The organism is Lacticaseibacillus rhamnosus (genome assembly GCF_900636965.1).
Taxonomy (GTDB): Bacteria; Bacillota; Bacilli; order Lactobacillales; family Lactobacillaceae; genus Lacticaseibacillus; species Lacticaseibacillus rhamnosus.
The window spans coordinates 2,306,964-2,324,825 of record NZ_LR134331.1; the positions used below are offsets into that span (position 1 = coordinate 2,306,964).

The 17,862-nt window shown below is 45.4% G+C and carries 8 protein-coding genes, 3 pseudogenes and 1 other annotated feature; of the genes and pseudogenes, 7 read left to right on the forward strand and 4 right to left on the reverse strand.

Annotated features, from left to right (window positions below):
• Positions 1 to 34 precede the first annotated feature (34 nt).
• Positions 35 to 2,644 carry a bifunctional lysylphosphatidylglycerol flippase/synthetase MprF gene (gene mprF / locus EL173_RS11595; protein WP_005715391.1) on the reverse strand — a complete coding sequence of 870 codons (2,610 nt, stop codon included), beginning with the start codon at positions 2,642 to 2,644 and terminating at the stop codon, positions 35 to 37.
• Between the two features lie 823 nt (positions 2,645 to 3,467).
• Here mprF and EL173_RS15410 point away from each other — a divergent pair.
• The 4 genes and pseudogenes from EL173_RS15410 to EL173_RS11630 all read left to right on the forward strand — a co-directional run.
• Positions 3,468 to 3,593 (forward strand): annotated as a pseudogene (locus tag EL173_RS15410) (IS607 family transposase); the annotation flags it as partial.
• 34 nt (positions 3,594 to 3,627) lie between these two features.
• Positions 3,628 to 4,809 (forward strand): annotated as a pseudogene (locus tag EL173_RS15315) (RNA-guided endonuclease InsQ/TnpB family protein).
• 177 nt (positions 4,810 to 4,986) lie between these two features.
• Positions 4,987 to 5,400 (forward strand): hypothetical protein, encoded by a 414-nt coding sequence (locus EL173_RS11625; RefSeq protein ID WP_005692440.1) that lies wholly within the window; start codon positions 4,987 to 4,989, stop codon positions 5,398 to 5,400.
• 113 nt (positions 5,401 to 5,513) lie between these two features.
• Positions 5,514 to 6,449, forward strand: a complete 936-nt coding sequence (locus EL173_RS11630) for a LacI family DNA-binding transcriptional regulator (RefSeq protein WP_005692439.1) — start codon at positions 5,514 to 5,516, stop codon at positions 6,447 to 6,449.
• Between the two features lie 168 nt (positions 6,450 to 6,617).
• Here the strand turns inward: EL173_RS11630 and EL173_RS11635 are convergent, their stop codons facing one another.
• Positions 6,618 to 12,539, reverse strand: coding sequence for a S8 family serine peptidase (locus EL173_RS11635; protein WP_015764682.1), 5,922 nt, complete (start codon positions 12,537 to 12,539; stop codon positions 6,618 to 6,620).
• A 285-nt stretch (positions 12,540 to 12,824) separates the two neighbouring features.
• On the opposite strand from EL173_RS11635, the gene EL173_RS11640 reads away from it, so the two are divergent.
• Positions 12,825 to 13,727: a peptidylprolyl isomerase PrsA gene (locus EL173_RS11640; protein ID WP_005692437.1), complete on the forward strand. Its 903-nt coding sequence runs from the start codon at positions 12,825 to 12,827 to the stop codon at positions 13,725 to 13,727.
• Positions 13,728 to 13,929: 202 nt separating this feature from the next.
• On the opposite strand, the gene rplL is transcribed toward EL173_RS11640, so the two are convergent.
• A complete protein-coding gene (gene rplL, locus EL173_RS11645) occupies positions 13,930 to 14,298 on the reverse strand; it encodes a 50S ribosomal protein L7/L12 (RefSeq protein WP_005692436.1) in 369 nt (122 codons plus the stop codon).
• A gap of 40 nt (positions 14,299 to 14,338) precedes the next feature.
• Entirely contained in the window at positions 14,339 to 14,845 is a 507-nt protein-coding gene (gene rplJ / locus EL173_RS11650; protein ID WP_005687078.1) for a 50S ribosomal protein L10, read from the reverse strand.
• Between the two features lie 31 nt (positions 14,846 to 14,876).
• Positions 14,877 to 14,998, reverse strand: a sequence feature (ribosomal protein L10 leader region).
• Between the two features lie 169 nt (positions 14,999 to 15,167).
• On the opposite strand from rplJ, the pseudogene EL173_RS11655 reads away from it, so the two are divergent.
• Together EL173_RS11655 and EL173_RS11660 are read left to right on the forward strand one after the other, a co-directional pair.
• Positions 15,168 to 16,139, forward strand: a pseudogene (locus EL173_RS11655) (MFS transporter); the annotation flags it as partial.
• Between the two features lie 197 nt (positions 16,140 to 16,336).
• Positions 16,337 to 17,560 (forward strand): MFS transporter, encoded by a 1,224-nt coding sequence (locus EL173_RS11660; RefSeq protein ID WP_005711062.1) that lies wholly within the window; start codon positions 16,337 to 16,339, stop codon positions 17,558 to 17,560.
• The last annotated feature ends 302 nt before the right edge of the window (positions 17,561 to 17,862 follow it).

Here is a 17,862-nt window from a genome sequence, read left to right on the forward strand (position 1 = left end):
CGTACCTCACTAGCCCGCATCTACCACCGACTGCTTATTTGTCAATTCCCTGGCCAAGACGGCTTACCCAAGCCAAACGCTTAGGCCACCACTTAACAGGCGATGCAATGGTCACTTTTTGATTAACCACCATCATAATCTGCAACAACGTGAACAGTAAGGATGTCCGCTTACGATAAGCGACATATTTAGGAACCCACTCTGTTACGTATTTGTTTTTATATGAGCGTAATCCTTGGAAACCATAGAATCGATAGCCATATTCATAAACCAAATGGGCAATCTTTTCTTCGATGAAAGAATAGTCAGACGTTCCCACATTGGCAAGTGGCGCCATGCCCATATTGAAATACTTAAAACCGCGCTGCTTGGCTAATTGGAACAGGTTGATAAACACCTCATCCATAATTCCTGACGGCGCATCAGCACTTGAACGCATCAAGTCAATACTGGTAACTTCCTGATTACCACTTGGCATATCAGAAGCAAACGCAACGATCTTACCTTCCGGGCCGCGAACAACCGCAATCGGTGCCTGATTAAGATAATGGCGATCGAAAAAGCCGAGACTAAATCCTTTTTCGCTGCGCCCAGCCAACCACGAATCGGATACCGCTTTGAGTTCCTGCATTAACGCATCGTCAAACGGTGGCTGCAGTAATTCAACCGTATACCCTTCCCGTTCGAATTTATGCATTAATGCGCGTTCGCCTTTGCGTTTTGATCCCGCCAAGGTAAAGGTCGTGACATCCACATAACCTTCTTCACCAAACTTCATAAAATCAAAACCAAACTCGTGCAGCTTCATCGTTAGGCTTTCATTGATTTCATAAAACACCAGTGATAGATCCTGCTTATCGGCCTTTTTCATGAAATCACCAATTGCCGCAGCCATTTGGGTTTCATCCCCGATCGGTTCGCCCATGATAATCAGTTTGTCAGCTTTCTTTTTGAATAAGAAGAAAACTCGATCCTCACCGTCTACTTGGTAAAAGTGCAGCGACTTATCACGCATCAAAGCCAAATGACTGACTTCATTGCCGCCATATTTTTCAACCACTGCCTTTAAGCGCTCCTCATCATAGGGATCCGCCAATGGTTTGGAAGGCGCCGACAAGTAACGGAAGATTAAGTACACTGTTAACGCCGCCAGCATGACCCCGATTAAAGTCGTGAAAAACATGCGCTCGGACGGGAATAAGAAGACGTCCGGCACATGACGATGGTGAATCGCCGGGGCATTATAAAACGCGGCGAATGCATAAAAGATGAATGTCAGGCCAAAAACCGCCCCATCAATCAGCTTATTGCCCCACGATAAGGCCAGCCGTTCACGAGTCAGTTCCCGCCGCGTCAAAATCAAGGCCAGGACAACCAATACCAAAAAGACGATAAAACGCAGGTGATTGTCCTCGCGCAATGACGCAATCATGGCGACGATCAAGACGATGACAGTCGGCCAATAAGCGCGTTTGACACGACTGGCAATACCACGCCCAAACCCCAGAATCAGGAATGCCACAACCACATTCGTCACCCGATCCAAGAATAGGAATGTATACGGATATAGTCGTTGATAAAGCGTATTCCGAAACGCCAAGTCCGGTGCTACTCCGCGCAACAGCAACATGATCCCGGAAAAGTACAGGAAAATAACCAAAAAACCGAACGCAACTTTACGAATCAGCTGAACCGGCAAGCCTTCAAGATAGGCATTCAGACGTTTCCCTGCATCTTGAGCAAACAGACCGGCACCAATCAGAAATGGAATCACATAGTAAAACAATCGATAAAACAACAGCCACACAACAGCAACATTGCTATCCAGTCCCAACTGTCCGAGTTCAAAGATCATGAACACATCAAATGAACCCAGCCCACCTGGCACCATTGAAATAACCCCGATCACATTGGCTACCATAAATAGCGGCAACACTGACATCAACGGAATCCGGACCTCAAGAAAATAACCAATGAGCAGGAAGAAAGCTGCACACCCACCCCACTCCAGAAACGAGCCTAATGTTAAGCGCAACTGCCGCTTTAATGGCATATCCGCGAAGAACTCACTGTCGCGCACATGGGAAATGAACATCAACAATGGAAAATACGCTGCGCCCCCAACTAGCCAAATCCAATAATTGGAAAATTCAGCGCCAATCCCGAAAACAAAGATAATCACAATCCCAATCATTGACCACAGCGACAAGCCTGCCAACAGGAACATAGCGATCTTAGAAATAGCAAATAAAACCTGCTTCTGCGTTGCCTTTTCATGATAGAAATTGGCCCGCAAACTGGCTCCCAGCAAGCCACCAAAACCGGCAATATTCGTAAATGTATTAACAATCCAACCGGACTTAATAACATATCGGCGTGGATAGTCGCCCGGCAGTAATTCGGTAATAACAAAATCATACGTCAGCATCGGCGTCACAGCAATCAAGCCCACGATTAGCAAAATGATCAGTGAACCGGGACTTTGCGTGGCTAGGCTCGCCCGCATTTGTTCGCCGCTGAGATCTTGACTAATACGGCCAACCTCGAAAATCACAAACACAAGGACTGCCAGCACAAATAGCACCTTTAACGTTGTGAGATGTTTTTTAAAAAACGTTCCGACTTTTCGAAAAAGTCTCTTCATTATTTTGCGCCCTCCGTGTTTGTACTCCCATCCATTATATGGAAAACACGACCCGTCCGCACTCATTCTGACTTTTTTGTAAGACACTGTAAGTTTGCAGGACCTTAACGCGTTCACTGACACAGGGATCTACATGTAAGGACCTTGGTCACGAGGGGCAAAGAGCGATCATCACGCCCAAGGCCGCTGACACTCCGCTCCCTAAGCGCGCCGGTTTTCGCGGTCCATATAAAAAAGTGAAAATTTTAGTGTGAAAGCACTTGACCTGTAACGCGTTACACAAATTACACTGTGTTTGCAGTTAGGAAATGGTTTTATTGGTTGCTAGAGAGACAGGTTAACGAAATTTGGTTGCGCTTATCATCACGCGCTCCCCAGCGCAGCAGTCTGCGTGTAAGGACCTCGAACGCAATGGCCAAAGCCCGGCCATCACGCCTGAGGCCACTTACACTCCGATTGCTAAGCGCTCCTGCTCACGCTCACTTTCATTAGGAGGTGATTAACAGCAGATAAATATATATAACAATGTAGCGTAATATGGTATGTTATGAGCACGATAATTAAGTGGAAGATGCTCATATGCTCAAACCAGACAAAATGGCTAAACGCCTCGGTGTCACTGCAGAAGTGGGATAAGTCTAGAAAGTTCAAAGCCCACATAGCACCGACTAATCGATGTTATGACACAGAAGATCAACACCTAGCCTGTATTGGTCATGCTGATGAGTCAAAGAAACATCGACCAGTTGCGTATGTTTTGGCTATGATTGGTTTGAGCGCCTAACCCCAAAAATTCAACCCGCAGCTTGTGGGATTGAATCATCCTAATCTATCACCTCAAGAAGAGCTAACTGAAGACTTAATTAGTATCATTCACTTATTTTCGTGTCGGTTATCCGGCTTACGTAAATACAAGAAAAAGATTGAAGACGATCCGTCTTTGAAGTAAGTCCTTTAGTTAACTTGAAGGGAGGTGAACACTTTTGATTAAAACACATAAGATCAAGCTATATCCCAATGCAACCATGCGTAAAGAACTAGAAAAACTGTTTGATTATCGACGCTTCGTTTGGAACCAAGGGCTTGAGGTCTGGAATGACATGTATGATGCTTCTTTAGTCATGATGGATAAGTCGATACGGCCTAATGAGCGAAAAGTTCGTGATGAACTGGTTATGAACAAAGCAGATTGGCAATTTGAACGATCAGCACGCGTCTTACAGCTTGCTGTGAATGATTTAAGTAAGGCGTGGGCAAACTACTTCAATCCTAAAATGCCAAATCATGAAAAGCCTAAATGGAAGTCGAAAAAGCGCTCACGTAAAACTTTTAGAACGGATCGTGCCCAGATAGTTAATGGCAAGCTCCGTTTGGACAAACCACACGGCACAAGGGTATGATATGACATCAAAATGGCTGAACAGCCACGATGGCAAGGTGAAATCAAGCAGGTTTGCATCGTTCAAGACGCAGATGGCTACTATGCATCGTTGTCTATTGAAGCCACAGTCATGGTTGAAAAACGAACCATTCGCCGGGTTACTGCCGTTGACGTCAATGTGAGCAAGTTCGACTACAAAACCCCATCAGGTTATGCCATTCAGCCAACACTACCCGCTTCTCTACCAGCACTTTACGCTCGTATCACTCACTATCAAAAACAATTAGCACGTAAGCGAACAACAAATCCAAAGCACTTTAATTCAGCGACCTATCGCGCAACGAGAACCAAGTTGAAGCGAAACTATCAACGCGTTGAACGGATACAAATGGACTTGTTAAACAAATTTACGACCAAGCTAGTTGTTGATCACGATCTAATTGGGATAGAAGACTTGGATAATCAGCACATGCGCATGAATCATCGTCTCGCCAAAAAGCTGCATCGTTCAATGTTTGGCAAATTCAAAATCATGATGCAATACAAAGCGGATTGGAACGGCAGTACTTTAATTCTTGCCGATCCAATGTTTCCGAGTACGCAACGGTGTTCAAAATGTGGTTATATCAAAACCGGTGAAGAGAAACTTACTTTGCACGGTAATGCCAAATACCACACTGGACATGATGATTACATTTGCTACCAATGCGGTGCTAGGATGCGACGTGATGAGAATGCAGTTGATAACCTGATCGATTATGCAAAATCAAAAGTACCGGGGTAGGCTATACCCTTAAAGTTCAAGAGGCGGTCACTGTCATGATGAATTATTTCAGAGTGGGAATACCGCTGTTAACGGGACTAAATGAAATGCTGAATGTCAATCAAGAAAGGAAATATATAGAACCTTTATTGGTGTCAAAGAGACATTCTTCCACGTTTTATATAGCAGGTCATTTTCATGTTAATGCAAACACATTTTTACTCTGAACTTCCCGTTTATCACCCTACACAAATTGGGGCTTTGAAGGCGATTGCGTTAAAGCTGACCACTGACTATGACTTTGATTATCAAGAAGTTCTCAGTTCACTGTTAGCAAGCGCCGCAGAGGAGACACAATTGCTCAGTGATCGGATTGTTTTGACTTACGGGCACGTTAGCAAGCTATCCGCGCCAATGGTGATCGGATTCGACTTTGGCTCCCAATTACCGTGGGCGGCTGGACAGCAAATTAGCGGTGCAGTCGTGCTGCTAGTGCCAGTCTCAACTGATGATCAAACCATCCATGATTGGCTTGATGCGATTGCAACAAACAGCCGCGATCATCAAGATTTAGAGGCTGTAACTCAAATGGCAACTGCTGCTATTGCTTAAAGCCCGCAGTCGCGTATCCAAGCCGATATGCGTGCACGTTAAACGCGCTGCATGCCATATCGGCTTTTTCGACTGGGTGAATCGACTGGTATACTGTGTGTGGAGGTGCTTTCATGGCGAATATTCACGACATTGCACGCCTATCTGGTTACTCAACCGCAACGGTCTCGCGCGTGATTAATGGCCATCGTTATGTTTCGGCTGCTGCCCGCGCTAGAATTCTGACTGTTATGAAACAGCTTGATTATGTGCCGAGCACGATGGCCCAGAATCTAAGCGCCGGTAAGACCCGGACAATCGGTGTCATTTTACCTCATACCGATCATCCCTATTTTGAACAATTGGTAACGGGAATCTTAAACGCCGCTATGATCGGCAACTACCACGCCGTTATTTTACCCTCGCGTTACGATCAGGAACTTGAGCGCACTTATCTGGAAGCATTGCGCAGACAAGCCTATGATGGACTGATCTTCACATCCCACGGACTTGGTTTAAGCACTATTGCCAGTTACCAAAGATATGGTCCGATTGTTGTTTGCGAAGATCCGGGCCAGGTTAAACTTGCCGCTGCTTACGCTGATCGCACTCCCGCTTATCAAGCTGCATTTAACTGGATGAAGCGGCAAGGCCACACTAGAATCGGTCTCTTGCTCAGTCGACCTTATGCGCAAAGTGCCACAAGCAAACTCACGATTAATAGTTATGTCGATGTTTTTGGTCACCGTCCCGAGCAATCTTTGGTGGTTTATCAAATGCGTACTTTTCAAGATGGTTATCGCGCTGGAAAGATGCTTGCGGCGAAACAGCCTGATTTTATTTTGGGTAATGGTGACGATATTACGGCAGGATTGCGGCAATATTTTGTTGATCAGCATCTCCCTATTCCGCCATTAATGGGTCAGGAAAATCAACTTTCCAGTCGGCTACTAAACATGAGCACGATTGATCATCATGTAACCGCCATTGGTGCCGCAGCTTTAAAACTGGCCTTGCGTGCAGAAGTTGCTCAGACCGTAATTCAGTCCGATTTAATTCTTCGTGATTGATTTTTGTCTATTTTAACCAAAATTTAACCAAAATAAAAACCGGCATTCAGCATGGCGTTTACACACCATATCTGTATGTCGGATTTTTTAAACCATAGATTCATAACCGAGCGTTACAACGCTTGACCGGTAGTCGATACTTGTAACGAATCGTTTTAAAGATAGTGATTAGCTTTGCTTGCGTTTACGCTTGATGCCAAGAAGACCTAGCCCACCCATGACTAAAGCTCCTAAGAAAGCAAGTGCGGGCCGTGGCGATTCATTTGTACTTGGCAGCGTATCTTTAGTGGACGCTTGACTGTTTGCACCATTACTATTGGCGTTTTCGGTCCCTGTTGGTTGTGCCGGCGTTTCTTGCGTCTGTTTCTTGTCGTCGCCGCCCTTAGGATTGGTTGATGGTGTGTCTTTTGGTTGATTTCCCTTGTCAGTGCCAGAGCCTTTACCGGCATCTGAACCGCTTCCGGTGTCAGATCCTTTACCTGCTTCGGAACCACTTCCAGTGCCGGAACCTTTACCTGCTTCAGAACCGCTTCCGGTGCCGGAACCTTTACCTGCTTCAGAGCCACTTCCGCTGCCAGACCCTTTACCTGCTTCGGAACCACTTCCGGTGCCGGAACCTTTACCTGCTTCAGAGCCGCTTCCGGTGCCAGACCCTTTGCCAGTGTCAGAACCACTTCCGGATCCGCCTCCAGGTTGCTGTGGTGTCTTGGCAGCTGCCTCAACCGCTGCGGCAATTTTAGTCTTCAAACCAAACAAACCTTGCAATTGTGCAATCTTTTCAGTATCCGCTTTAGCTGCTGTACCTGCAGCAATGACAGCATCAACATCACCGTACCAGGTTTTACCGGTAGTGGTATCTTTGGCATTACCAACTTTGACAGGCGTTGCCGCTTTAATTGTTTTTGCCAATTGATTCAATGCAGCATCTAATACCTTATTGAAGTTGGTTTCAATTTGATCGGCGGTACTAGTTCCTGCTGTCGTTTGCGCAGCGACAGCGTCCAGTTCGGCATTTAGCGTTTTACCGGTGCTTGGATCGGTTTGGCCACCTAAATCAGTTCCAAACGCCTCTTTGGCAGATTGTATCTTGTTTAGTAGTGCAGCTTGTTGGTCTGCTGGCAGCTTATCAACCAACTGATTCACTGCGGTGGTCAGCTGCGTTGTTGCCGTTGTGAGTGTTTCAATTGTGGCATCAGCTTTAGCTAAAGCAGTCTGCGCCGATCCGATAGCGGTATTCAGAGCATCAGTTGTGGCGTCAGTATACTGAGCGCTCGCTGCTTTTGCCTTTGCTTGAGTAAGCAAATCCTGCAGCGTTGTTGTGGCCTTTTGTAACTGCGCCGGATCATCCGTCTTAATATTCTTAACCGCGTAATCTACTGCCGGCGATTCATTACCGTATAGATCAACAGCCTTAAATTTAAAGTCCGCGTTTGCCGATACACTCAGTCCCGTTGTCGGTAAATCTTGGTAAGTCTTGCCGCCATCAGTACTGTATTGAACGGTCTCACCTGCTGCTGCCTTGGCTGTCAACGTCACTTCTTTAGCTGGATCAGTCGTATTTGGCGTAATTGTTGGCGCTGCGAGTGTCTTCTTAGGCTCATAATAAACCGTAATCTTTTTAGTTGTGACGTTACTGCCGCTATCTGTTGCCGCAACGGTTAAGACATTCTTGCCCTCTAATAGTTTCACCGTCTGATCAATTGCCATATGACCCGGCTGCCCGCTGTTTAAGTTAATGTCCTCATATTGACTGGCAACCTGACTACCGTTAATTGCCAGTTCCAAATAATTAACGTTATCTGTCGCTGTTCCGGTGATACGGAAATTCGGATCATTCGTATAGACAGGTTTGTCCGTCGAGCTATCGAGTGACAGTGTCGGGGCAATAGCATCTAAAATAAAGGTCAAGCTGTCTTGAACCGTTTTATCTTGCGTGGTATCACCAATTACAACGCCAAACGGTTTCTGACCGGCTGTCCCCAGATTCAACTTAAAACTAAAGGTTAGATCATCATTAATCGGTACTTGTTTACCATCTACTTGCAAAGTCGTCGTCGGATGCTTGACTTTACCGGTAATCGTTGCAATCCCGGTCTTAGGGTCATAGTACTTAGCATCTTTAACTTTCAGTTGATTTGCCCCGAAAGTGACGCCTTGGTCGAAGGTCACCGCATTTTTTAGGACATCGGCATCATAAGTTGAGTTTACCTTCTGCTGCTTGGTAACGGTATTGCCATCTTCATCTTCTGCCGTCACCGTAATGGTATTATCCCCATAGTTAACGGGTACATCGCCACTAAAGTGATGTTTGGCATCCAAAGTAACCGGTGTTGTCGTGCCACCGTTAGTAACCGTTACCTTCTCAGTGTCGGCACTAGCTGTTCCGGTTACTTTAACGGTACTTTCGGACGTTTGATCTTGATTATCATTAACCCGCAAGTCACTAAAAGTAGGTGCCGCCAACCGGACATTCGTATCAAAATGTTTAACTAACTGGGTATGTGCTTGGTCAGTATAAAGATCAACCTTCGTCGCATAGTCGCTGGCGTCAAGTGCCATAGTGGCTTTGAAACTATTGGCATCAGCGTCATAAGTGGTCGTCAAATCATGCTGCTTTCCTTGCGCATCGGTATAGGTACCATAAACAGCAGCCGGATACGTCCCGGTAAAGGTGTAAGTGCCACCTTGCTTCCCTGCTTGATAGTTAGCCGTTTGACTCGTGATTTTATCTGGTAAACCACCACCATTAATAATCAGATCATAAGCAGTTGATCCGGGCTTTTGTGCGGAAGCTGATTGATCCGTGGCGTTTGAGGCGTTATCGGTCAAATAAAGTTCAACATTATTATCGCCTTGACCCAAGGCTTGTGCCTGCTTATCCGTCAGTGGCGTTTCGAGTTTTGTGTAGCCATCAGCAGTTGTCCCTGTCGTCGTAAAGGTGCCATCAAGATTGGTGACTTGATTAACCGATGTTTTTGCACTCTTAGTGGCATCCAAACCGCTTCGATCGTCTTTTGCTTCAGCGGTGAGATAGTAAGTGGTTTTGCCTTTTTCCTGTCTAGACGTTAAAGCGACATGACGAACCGTTGGCGCCTTAGAGTCCAGCGTGAATGCTACATCGTATGTCTGCCGCTTGTCGCCGCCTTCAGGAACACCCGAAATACGGTACGTGTAGTTGCCATCAGCGGCTGTTTTGATATTGCCATCTCGTTGATCATAATACGTACCATCCCAAGCCGGTGCGCGATAGTAAGTATAGTTGCGACCAGTTGAATCATAATAAGTCTTAGTCTGGTTAGTCGTACTGCTGAGCGTTGTTACTTTGTTACCGTGATTATCCAGCACATCGACTTGCACATCGCTAATATTGCGTAACAGGTAGTATTGCATGCTGATGTCATTATAAAGCGCGTTCTTATCGCTCGAAAAGGCCACTGCTTTATCATCAACCGTTTGCTTGCCACTTGCATCCGTGACTAAGCCACCGTAATACTGACTGCCGGTTTTCTTATTGGTGAGCACCGGAACAGTCCCATAATTGCCACCAGTTGGATCGTAAGTCACGCCATTCAGGCTATCCACGATCTTCCCGTCATTCCAATCACCAAAGAAGCCCATATATGGCAAGTTGAGATTCGAGCCATCATTTCCCTTGAAGTTCAAGAATCCTTCAACAAACTGTTGCTGATCAAAAGTCTTAGGCAGTGAAAGCGTGAACGGTACCTTCACGGATTTTCCAGCCGGTACCACAATATCGGTATCCGGCTTGACTGCCGCATCAGTAATTTTCTTGTCATAGAGAACGCCTGAATTCGGATCGGTAGCCGAAGTATAAACCGCATTGGTGTCTTCATTGCTAGTCATTTGATACGTCAGCTGATGCTTGGTGCGGTTGGTAAACGTCAACTTAAACGTTTTGGTAGTGCTCGTGAAATCTTTCAATTCAACAGCAGGATAGCCGTTTTCCGAAACAACCGTTGATGGATTCTTCTCCAAAGCATCAATCGCGGCTTTGACATCCACCAACCCTGCTCCCTGTCGGCGTGGAGAGACGATGACATTATTATAGTTAATATCATTAATCGGTTTTGCAGTATTCATTTCAACTGTTTTGAGGAAATCGGTTAATGCTGTGCCTTTAAGTTGCTTATAGTCGGCATAGAACTCATTGTCTTTATTATTTAGCGCTTGTTTTAGAAGTGCCTGGGAGCCGGCGATAAATGGAGATGCCATTGAGGTCCCCGACATATTCGTATAACCATTGTTGTTTTGCGTTGACCAAATATTACCACCCGGCGCTGTAATATCAGGCTTAAAGGAAAGATCAGATACAGGGCCATATGAAGTGAAACTTGACATCCGATCTGCTTTATAATTTTGATTTGGCAACAACGCCAAGGCAATTTTTACGCCCAGACTGTCATTTGGATGCGCAGTTACCCAGTCAACCAGTTTTTGGCCAGTCGTATTGGAAAGACCAAAAGTAGGAAAAGTAGCCGTTAGAGAAATCGAAGTCAAAGGTGTGGATGTGCCATCATTATTAACAATGATTAAGCCTGCTGCACCAGCGGCCTCGGCATATTTCTGCTTGTCAGTGAAAGTCAGACTGCCACGTTTGACAATTGCAATTTTCCCTTTGGCATCCGCCGTATAGTCGCCAGCATCACCTGTACTTAACTTACCGCTTGCGTCTTTGACAACGTAGAATTTCTTCTGATCAAAACTGTCAACAAAGTCATTGCTTGAAAGCTGTACGGTTTCAGGCCCGAGTTTTAACCCGCTGCCGTCAGTAATCGTAACGGCTTGGTTGATGACATCTGTATTTTCGGCCGATGCGACAGTCGTTGCCCCGCGTGATGTCCCCGGTGTGCCAACCGTCTCATTATCCTGCAGGCCATAATAATCTTTGTTGACCCCTTCTGTACCTGACCCGGATGTACCCGAATTTCCTGCTGAAATAACCGCTGCGGTCCCGGATTCATTGGCGTTTTGAACGGCTGCAATTTCAGGATCTTCCAGTGTTTGATTGCCGGAAACAGACCCAAGGGACATATTCAAAACATCCGCGCCCAGTTTGGCCGAATCTTCAATCGCAGAAACAAGCGTTGACGAACCAGTCGTCGCCGATGTATCTGAATTGGTAAACACCTTCATCGCTAATAATTGTGATTCTGGCGCTACACCGACAACTGACTTGGTTGGATCATCACCTGTACCGTTAGCCCCGATGATCCCGGAAACATGCATCCCATGCTGTTCATCAACCGTGTCGTCGGTAATCGTGTCATTGTTATCTGCGTAATTAAAGCCATACGGAACCTTAGCCGTGAAATAACGCCCGTGTTTAGCAGTACTGGTGAATTTTTCAACATCTGTTCGGGTCAATTTGGCCTTTTTAGTATCACTAAGCCGCATGTCCTTATGGTTGGGGTCAATCCCAGTATCAATGACCGAGACAACCGTGCCTTCCCCTTTATACTTGTAATTAGACCAAACCGCCTGCACATTTGCCATTGAATTGGCCTTAGCATCGGTTGGGTAATAAACCTTGGCTAAAGTAACGGTTTTAACGCCGGGGATTTGTTTCAACCGCGGAATATCAGCGACTTTGACTTTGGTTGTAAAGCCATTAACAACGTAACCATAGCTTTCTCCAGCTGTCTGATGCGTCACTTGTTCAACGGCTGATTTAACACTGGCTTGAGCCGCGATGACCTGATTTGTTGCCTGCTGAATTTCGGCAGTACTGGAGTAATCGGGTTTGAGCGTGCCATTTTCGGAAGCCGGTGCCGCGCTCATCTGCACAATAACATCGACATAAGTATCCTGTTGCTGAACTTTATTTAACTTGTTGTAATCAATGCCTTTTGCGGCTAATTGGGTCGCAATGGCTTGATTGGTCACCGCACTGGTCGTGTCTTTGGCAGTTCGTCCAGCTGAGGCAGTCTTGGCTTCCGCTAAATTTGTTCCTTTAGTTTGCTGCGAGATTGCCGCTTTAGCTTGAACTTCACCAATTGGCAAAACAGAAAGTGCTCCTAATGCAACTGTGCTGGCTAAGAGAATTGATAGCCCTTTCCTTTTTGTTTGCATCCTATACCCTCCGATTCCCAGTAATTTCAAAACTATTCAAACCTTGGCTTGATATAGTTAAGATTATATACAGACACTCAGGAGTTTCAACATAATTTTTAATCTTTTATTAATTTTCTTATTTGTAAAAAAGCTCTCATGACTGTGATACTGGGCAATTCAGGTATGCTAAGGCGGAAAAATGTTTAAATTATGTGATTATGAGGAATATGTTGAGTTTTTTAATATCCAACGTTAGAATGTAGCCACGATCTATTCCGCAATCTGTTAAAGGAGATTGATTTCATGAAGAAAAAACTGCGCGTTCCATTCTTAGCCGCAATGATGGCATCTTCAATCATGCTATTAAGCGGCTGCCAATCCAAACAAGCCGATAGTACAACGGTCGCTACATACTCCGGTGGTCAGGTCACACAAGCCAGTTTTTATAAAGAGCTCAAACAATCCCCGACCACCAAAACCGTTCTCGCTAACCTGCTTATCTATCGCGCACTCAACAAAGCGTATGGAAAATCCGTCAGCGCCAAATCAGTGGACAATACTTATAACAGCTATAAAAATGAATATGGTGAAAACTTCACTTCTTTTTTGAGTCAAAACGGCTTTAGTAAGAGCAGTTTTCGCCAAAGCATTCGAACCAACCTCTTAAGCGAAGTGGCACTAAAAAAGTTAAAGAAAGTCACCAACAGTCAACTTAAAGCCGCTTGGAAAACCTACCAACCCAAAGTGACCGTTCAGCATATTCTAACTAGCGATGAAAGTACAGCTAAACAAGTCATCAGTGATTTAGCAGCTGGCAAAGACTTCACGACGTTGGCAAAAACTTATTCAATCGATACCTCAACCAAGGATAAAGGTGGCAAAGTAAGCTTTGAATCGAACAGTAAAAGTCTTGATTCGACCTTTAAAGACGCCGCGTACAAGCTTAAAAATGGCGAGTATACACAATCACCGGTTAAAGTCACAAATGGGTATGAGGTCATTAAAATGATCAAGCACCCGGCTAAAGGGACATTTTCAGACAGTAAGAAAGCCTTAACTGCTAGTGTCTATTCAAAATGGTCGCGTAATTCAAGTGTGATGCAACGTGTCATTAGTCAGGTACTGAAAGATCAACACGTCACCATCAAAGATAAAGATCTAGCGGATGCGCTTGACAGCTATAAACAAAGCGTCGCAGCCAATTAGTCCTTAGTTTGCTCACATGCCATGAATTTCTTCCTATTTAATAACAACTTTGTCATTGATGTTGTTATTTAAATCAATGACGGCATCGTGAGCTTGAGTTGTTATCTTCGGCAGTCTTTTAAAATTTATACAAAAAAGCACCTCGCCTTTTGCGGTATTACCACGATTAAGCGAGGTGCTTTTGTTTGAAAATGAAACTAGATTATTTGAGGGTTACGGTTGCGCCGACTTCTTCAAGCTGTTCCTTGATCTTGTTAGCGTCGTCTTCGGACAAGCCTTCCTTGATAACCTTAGGAGCGGCATCAACGAGACCCTTAGCATCCTTCAGACCTTGGCCAGTGATTTCACGAACTGCCTTGATAACCTTAACCTTTTCTTGGCCAGCTTCGGTCAATTCAACGTCATAGGAATCCTTGGTAGCAGCAGCATCGCCACCAGCAGCAGCACCGGCAGCAACAGGAGCAGCTGCTTTAACACCGAATTCATCTTCGATCGACTTAACTAAGTCGTTTAGTTCCAAAATGGAAGCATCTTTAAGTTGTGCAATGATGCCATCTACATCTAAAGCCATGTTTGTTTCCTCCGTTTTTTAAATAGTTTGTAACGTAAAATTATGCAGCAGGTTCTTCGTCTTTGGATTCTGCAATTGCCTTGACAACCAATGCAAAGTCGCGGACAGGTGCCTGCAAGACAGAAGCAAGTTGCGACAGCAGACCTTCGCGATCTGGCATCTTGGACATTTCCATAATGGTGTCCAATGAAGCAACCTTGTTTTCGATGATGCCACCCTTGATCTTCAATGCATCAAATTGGTCAGCGTACTTGGCCATGATACGGGCAGGGGCAACAGGATCGTCATTGGAGAAGGCAACGGCTGTAGGGCCCTTGAAAACATCATCCAATGCTTCGTAACCGTTGGCATCAGCGGCCCGACGCAGGTAGGTGTTCTTCAAGACTTCCATCTTGACACCAGCCTCGCGCAGTTCCTTACGTAATGCGGTTACTTGCTCAACTGTTAAGCCCAGATAGTCGACAACGACAGCACTGGTAGCATTCTTGAATTGTTCAGAAATCGTCTTAACGAGTTCAGCTTTTTTTGCGATAGCTTGTTCACTCATGTTTTTCACCTCCATTAGTTTGGTTGAAGTTTTTAGCAATAAAAAAACTCCATGTCTACCAAGACATAGAGGTATCTACTGTTTCCGATACCACCTCGGCAGGATGATTAAGGCTTGCGCCCCCTGAGTCTTAGGCAGAGTGACTAATCACAACGAGTAGAATACCATGGTCGGAGGTTGATGTCAAAGTGTTTCTGCAAAAATATATTTTGTGCGAATGCCGAGACTTCAACAATCGTAAACTGACACGTTGAATTGTAAGCACCCACAGATTGCGTTATATTAGTTAGGTAACTAATTTTTTGAAAGGAAGTTGGCGATCTTGCCAAGTAAACTTAAAAGTCTCGAGCCATGGCAGCAAAATTTAGCTGTCTTGTGGCTTGGCACCTTCATCGCCGGCATGGGTTTTAGTGAGGTTTCGCCGTTTATCTCACTCTATGTCGACCAGCTCGGCGATTTTACCAAAGGCCAACTCAGTATCTACTCCGGTATTACGTTTGGGGTCACCTTTATGGTAGTTGCGATTGTCAGTCCACTTTGGGGCCGACTGGCGGATCGTCGCGGCCGTAAACTGATGCTGCTGCGCTCCAGTTTCGGCATGGCCATCATTATTGGTGCGTGCGGGTTTGTGCATAATGTTTATGCGCTCATTGCATTACGCTTTTTACAGGGATTAGCAGCTGGTTACATTCCTAATGCCAGCGCTTTGATTGCCACCGAAACGCCGAAAGCAAAAAGCGGAACTGCCATTGGAATTCTGACAACCGGCTATGTTTCCGGTAATCTGATCGGACCGATTCTAGGCGGGTTTTTGGCCCAGACATTTTCAATTCGGCTGACTTTCATTATTACCGGAGCCTTACTCATGATTGTCTTTGTGCTCAGCTTAACCATGGTGCATGAACACTATACGCCTGATCCGCGCTTGCTGAACAAGCAAAAGCGTCCCGGATTGCTCACTCAAGTCGGCAATCCCAAGGCCATCATGGTGTTGTTGATTTCAACTGCCATCATTCAGCTCGGAAACATGTCTATTTACCCAATCATCAGTCTTTATGTCAAGGAATTAATGCATAACGTCGGGCCGATCACAGTTGTCGCTGGTATTATTGCCGCATTACCAGGTATTTCAAATCTGATGGCTGCACCACGCTTGGGGCAGTTGGGCGATCGGATCGGATCCGGAAAAATCCTGGTCAGCGGATTGATTTTTGCCGTGATCATGTACATCCCTCAAGGTATTGTCGGCAGTATTTGGGCATTAGGCTTTCTTCGCCTCACGATTGCTTTTTCCTTGAATCCTCCAAGCTTTGAAAATTATTTGGCTTTTCACTCGCTACTTTTTGTTAACGCCACGATCCCTTCTTTACCTCAGACGTGCTTACTATGAAAATTTTCATTGACAGACCCGCCTTTTTTTGGTGAAATAAGTAACATGTTTTGGGGTGTCAAGACACCTAATTAATGTTGGATTTCTCAAGGGGGATAACGATGTCAAAGAAAGCACCTAGCCATACGCGGTTAATTATCGGAATCGGCATTGCCTGGCTGTTTGATGCTATGGATGTCGGCATGCTGAGTTTTGTGATTGCCGCTTTACATAAAGAATGGCAGTTGAGTACGGTTGAAATGGGTTGGATCGGAAGTGTTAGTTCAATCGGAATGGCAGTTGGCGCCATCTTGTTTGGTATGATGGCAGATCGCTTCGGGCGTAAAGCCATTCTCATCCTTACATTATTAGTCTTTTCGATTGGCAGTGGCATATCTGCTTTTGCCACGGGTTATGGTATTTTTCTTGTACTAAGGTTTATTATTGGCGCTGGTCTTGGCGGTGAACTACCTGTTGCTTCGACGTTGGTTTCCGAAAGCGTCCCGGTTGAAAAGCGCGGGCGCAGCGTCGTCTTGCTTGAAAGTTTCTGGGCTGCGGGGTGGCTACTGGCAGCGATCATTTCATACTTTGTCATGCCAATCTGGGGCTGGCGAGTCGCCATTTTTGCCACTGGATTAGCCGGGTTGTACGCATTTTACTTCCGTGAAGGCATCCATGAATCGCGCGCGTTCAAAAAAGTGGCGCGGCCGGGGTTAATCAAAACCCTGACAACCCTCTGGCGGCCACCATATGTTCGTTCAACACTCATGTTATGGATTGTCTGGTTCATGGTAGTCTTTTCTTATTATGGCATGTTCCTGTGGTTGCCAAGTGTGATGGTGCTCAAAGGGTTCAGCCTCATCAATAGCTTCGGTTATGTGTTAATCATGACCCTTGCACAGTTACCGGGTTACTTTGTGGCTGCCTGGTTGATCGAAAAATGGGGTCGAAAAACTGTTTTAAGCCTTTTTCTTCTCGGCACTGCTGGTAGCGCGCTAGGCTTTGGCATGGCAGCCAGCTTACCGATGCTTTTGACTGCCGGCATGCTACTTTCCTTCTTTAACCTCGGTGCGTGGGGCGCGTTGTATGCCTATTCGCCAGAACAATACCCAACCATTGTTCGTAGCAGCGGCTCTGGCATGGCTGCAGGTATCGGCCGAATCGGTGGCATTGTCGGTCCGTTATTAGTCGGTCACCTGCTAGGCGCTAACTGGTCCGTCACGGGTATTTTCGGAATCTTCACGGCGTCTATCCTCATTGCCATTATTGCGATTATTTTCCTTGGTAAAGAAACTATGGGCGTTAAGTTAGCTGACACCATTGAAACTTCAACAGCGAAACAGTAGCTGTCCTTGAAAGCTCAATTTCTTTATAGGAAAACGGTAGAGTATACTAAGATGGTTTTTCACTTAGTCATCAGGATAGTTATTTAGAGACAGATTATAATAATCATAAATAAAGGCGTACTAAAAATAGTACGCCTTTATTTTGTGGTCATGGATTTTTTTTAGAGTGGCTAGATTACCCGCAAAACCAATTTAACCACATCAATTTCAAACATTTGTCACACAGAATCCATAAAAAAACGTGCTTAACAAAAAAGTGGTGCAAGAGAATAATCATCTCTTACACCACTAGCTATTTCCAT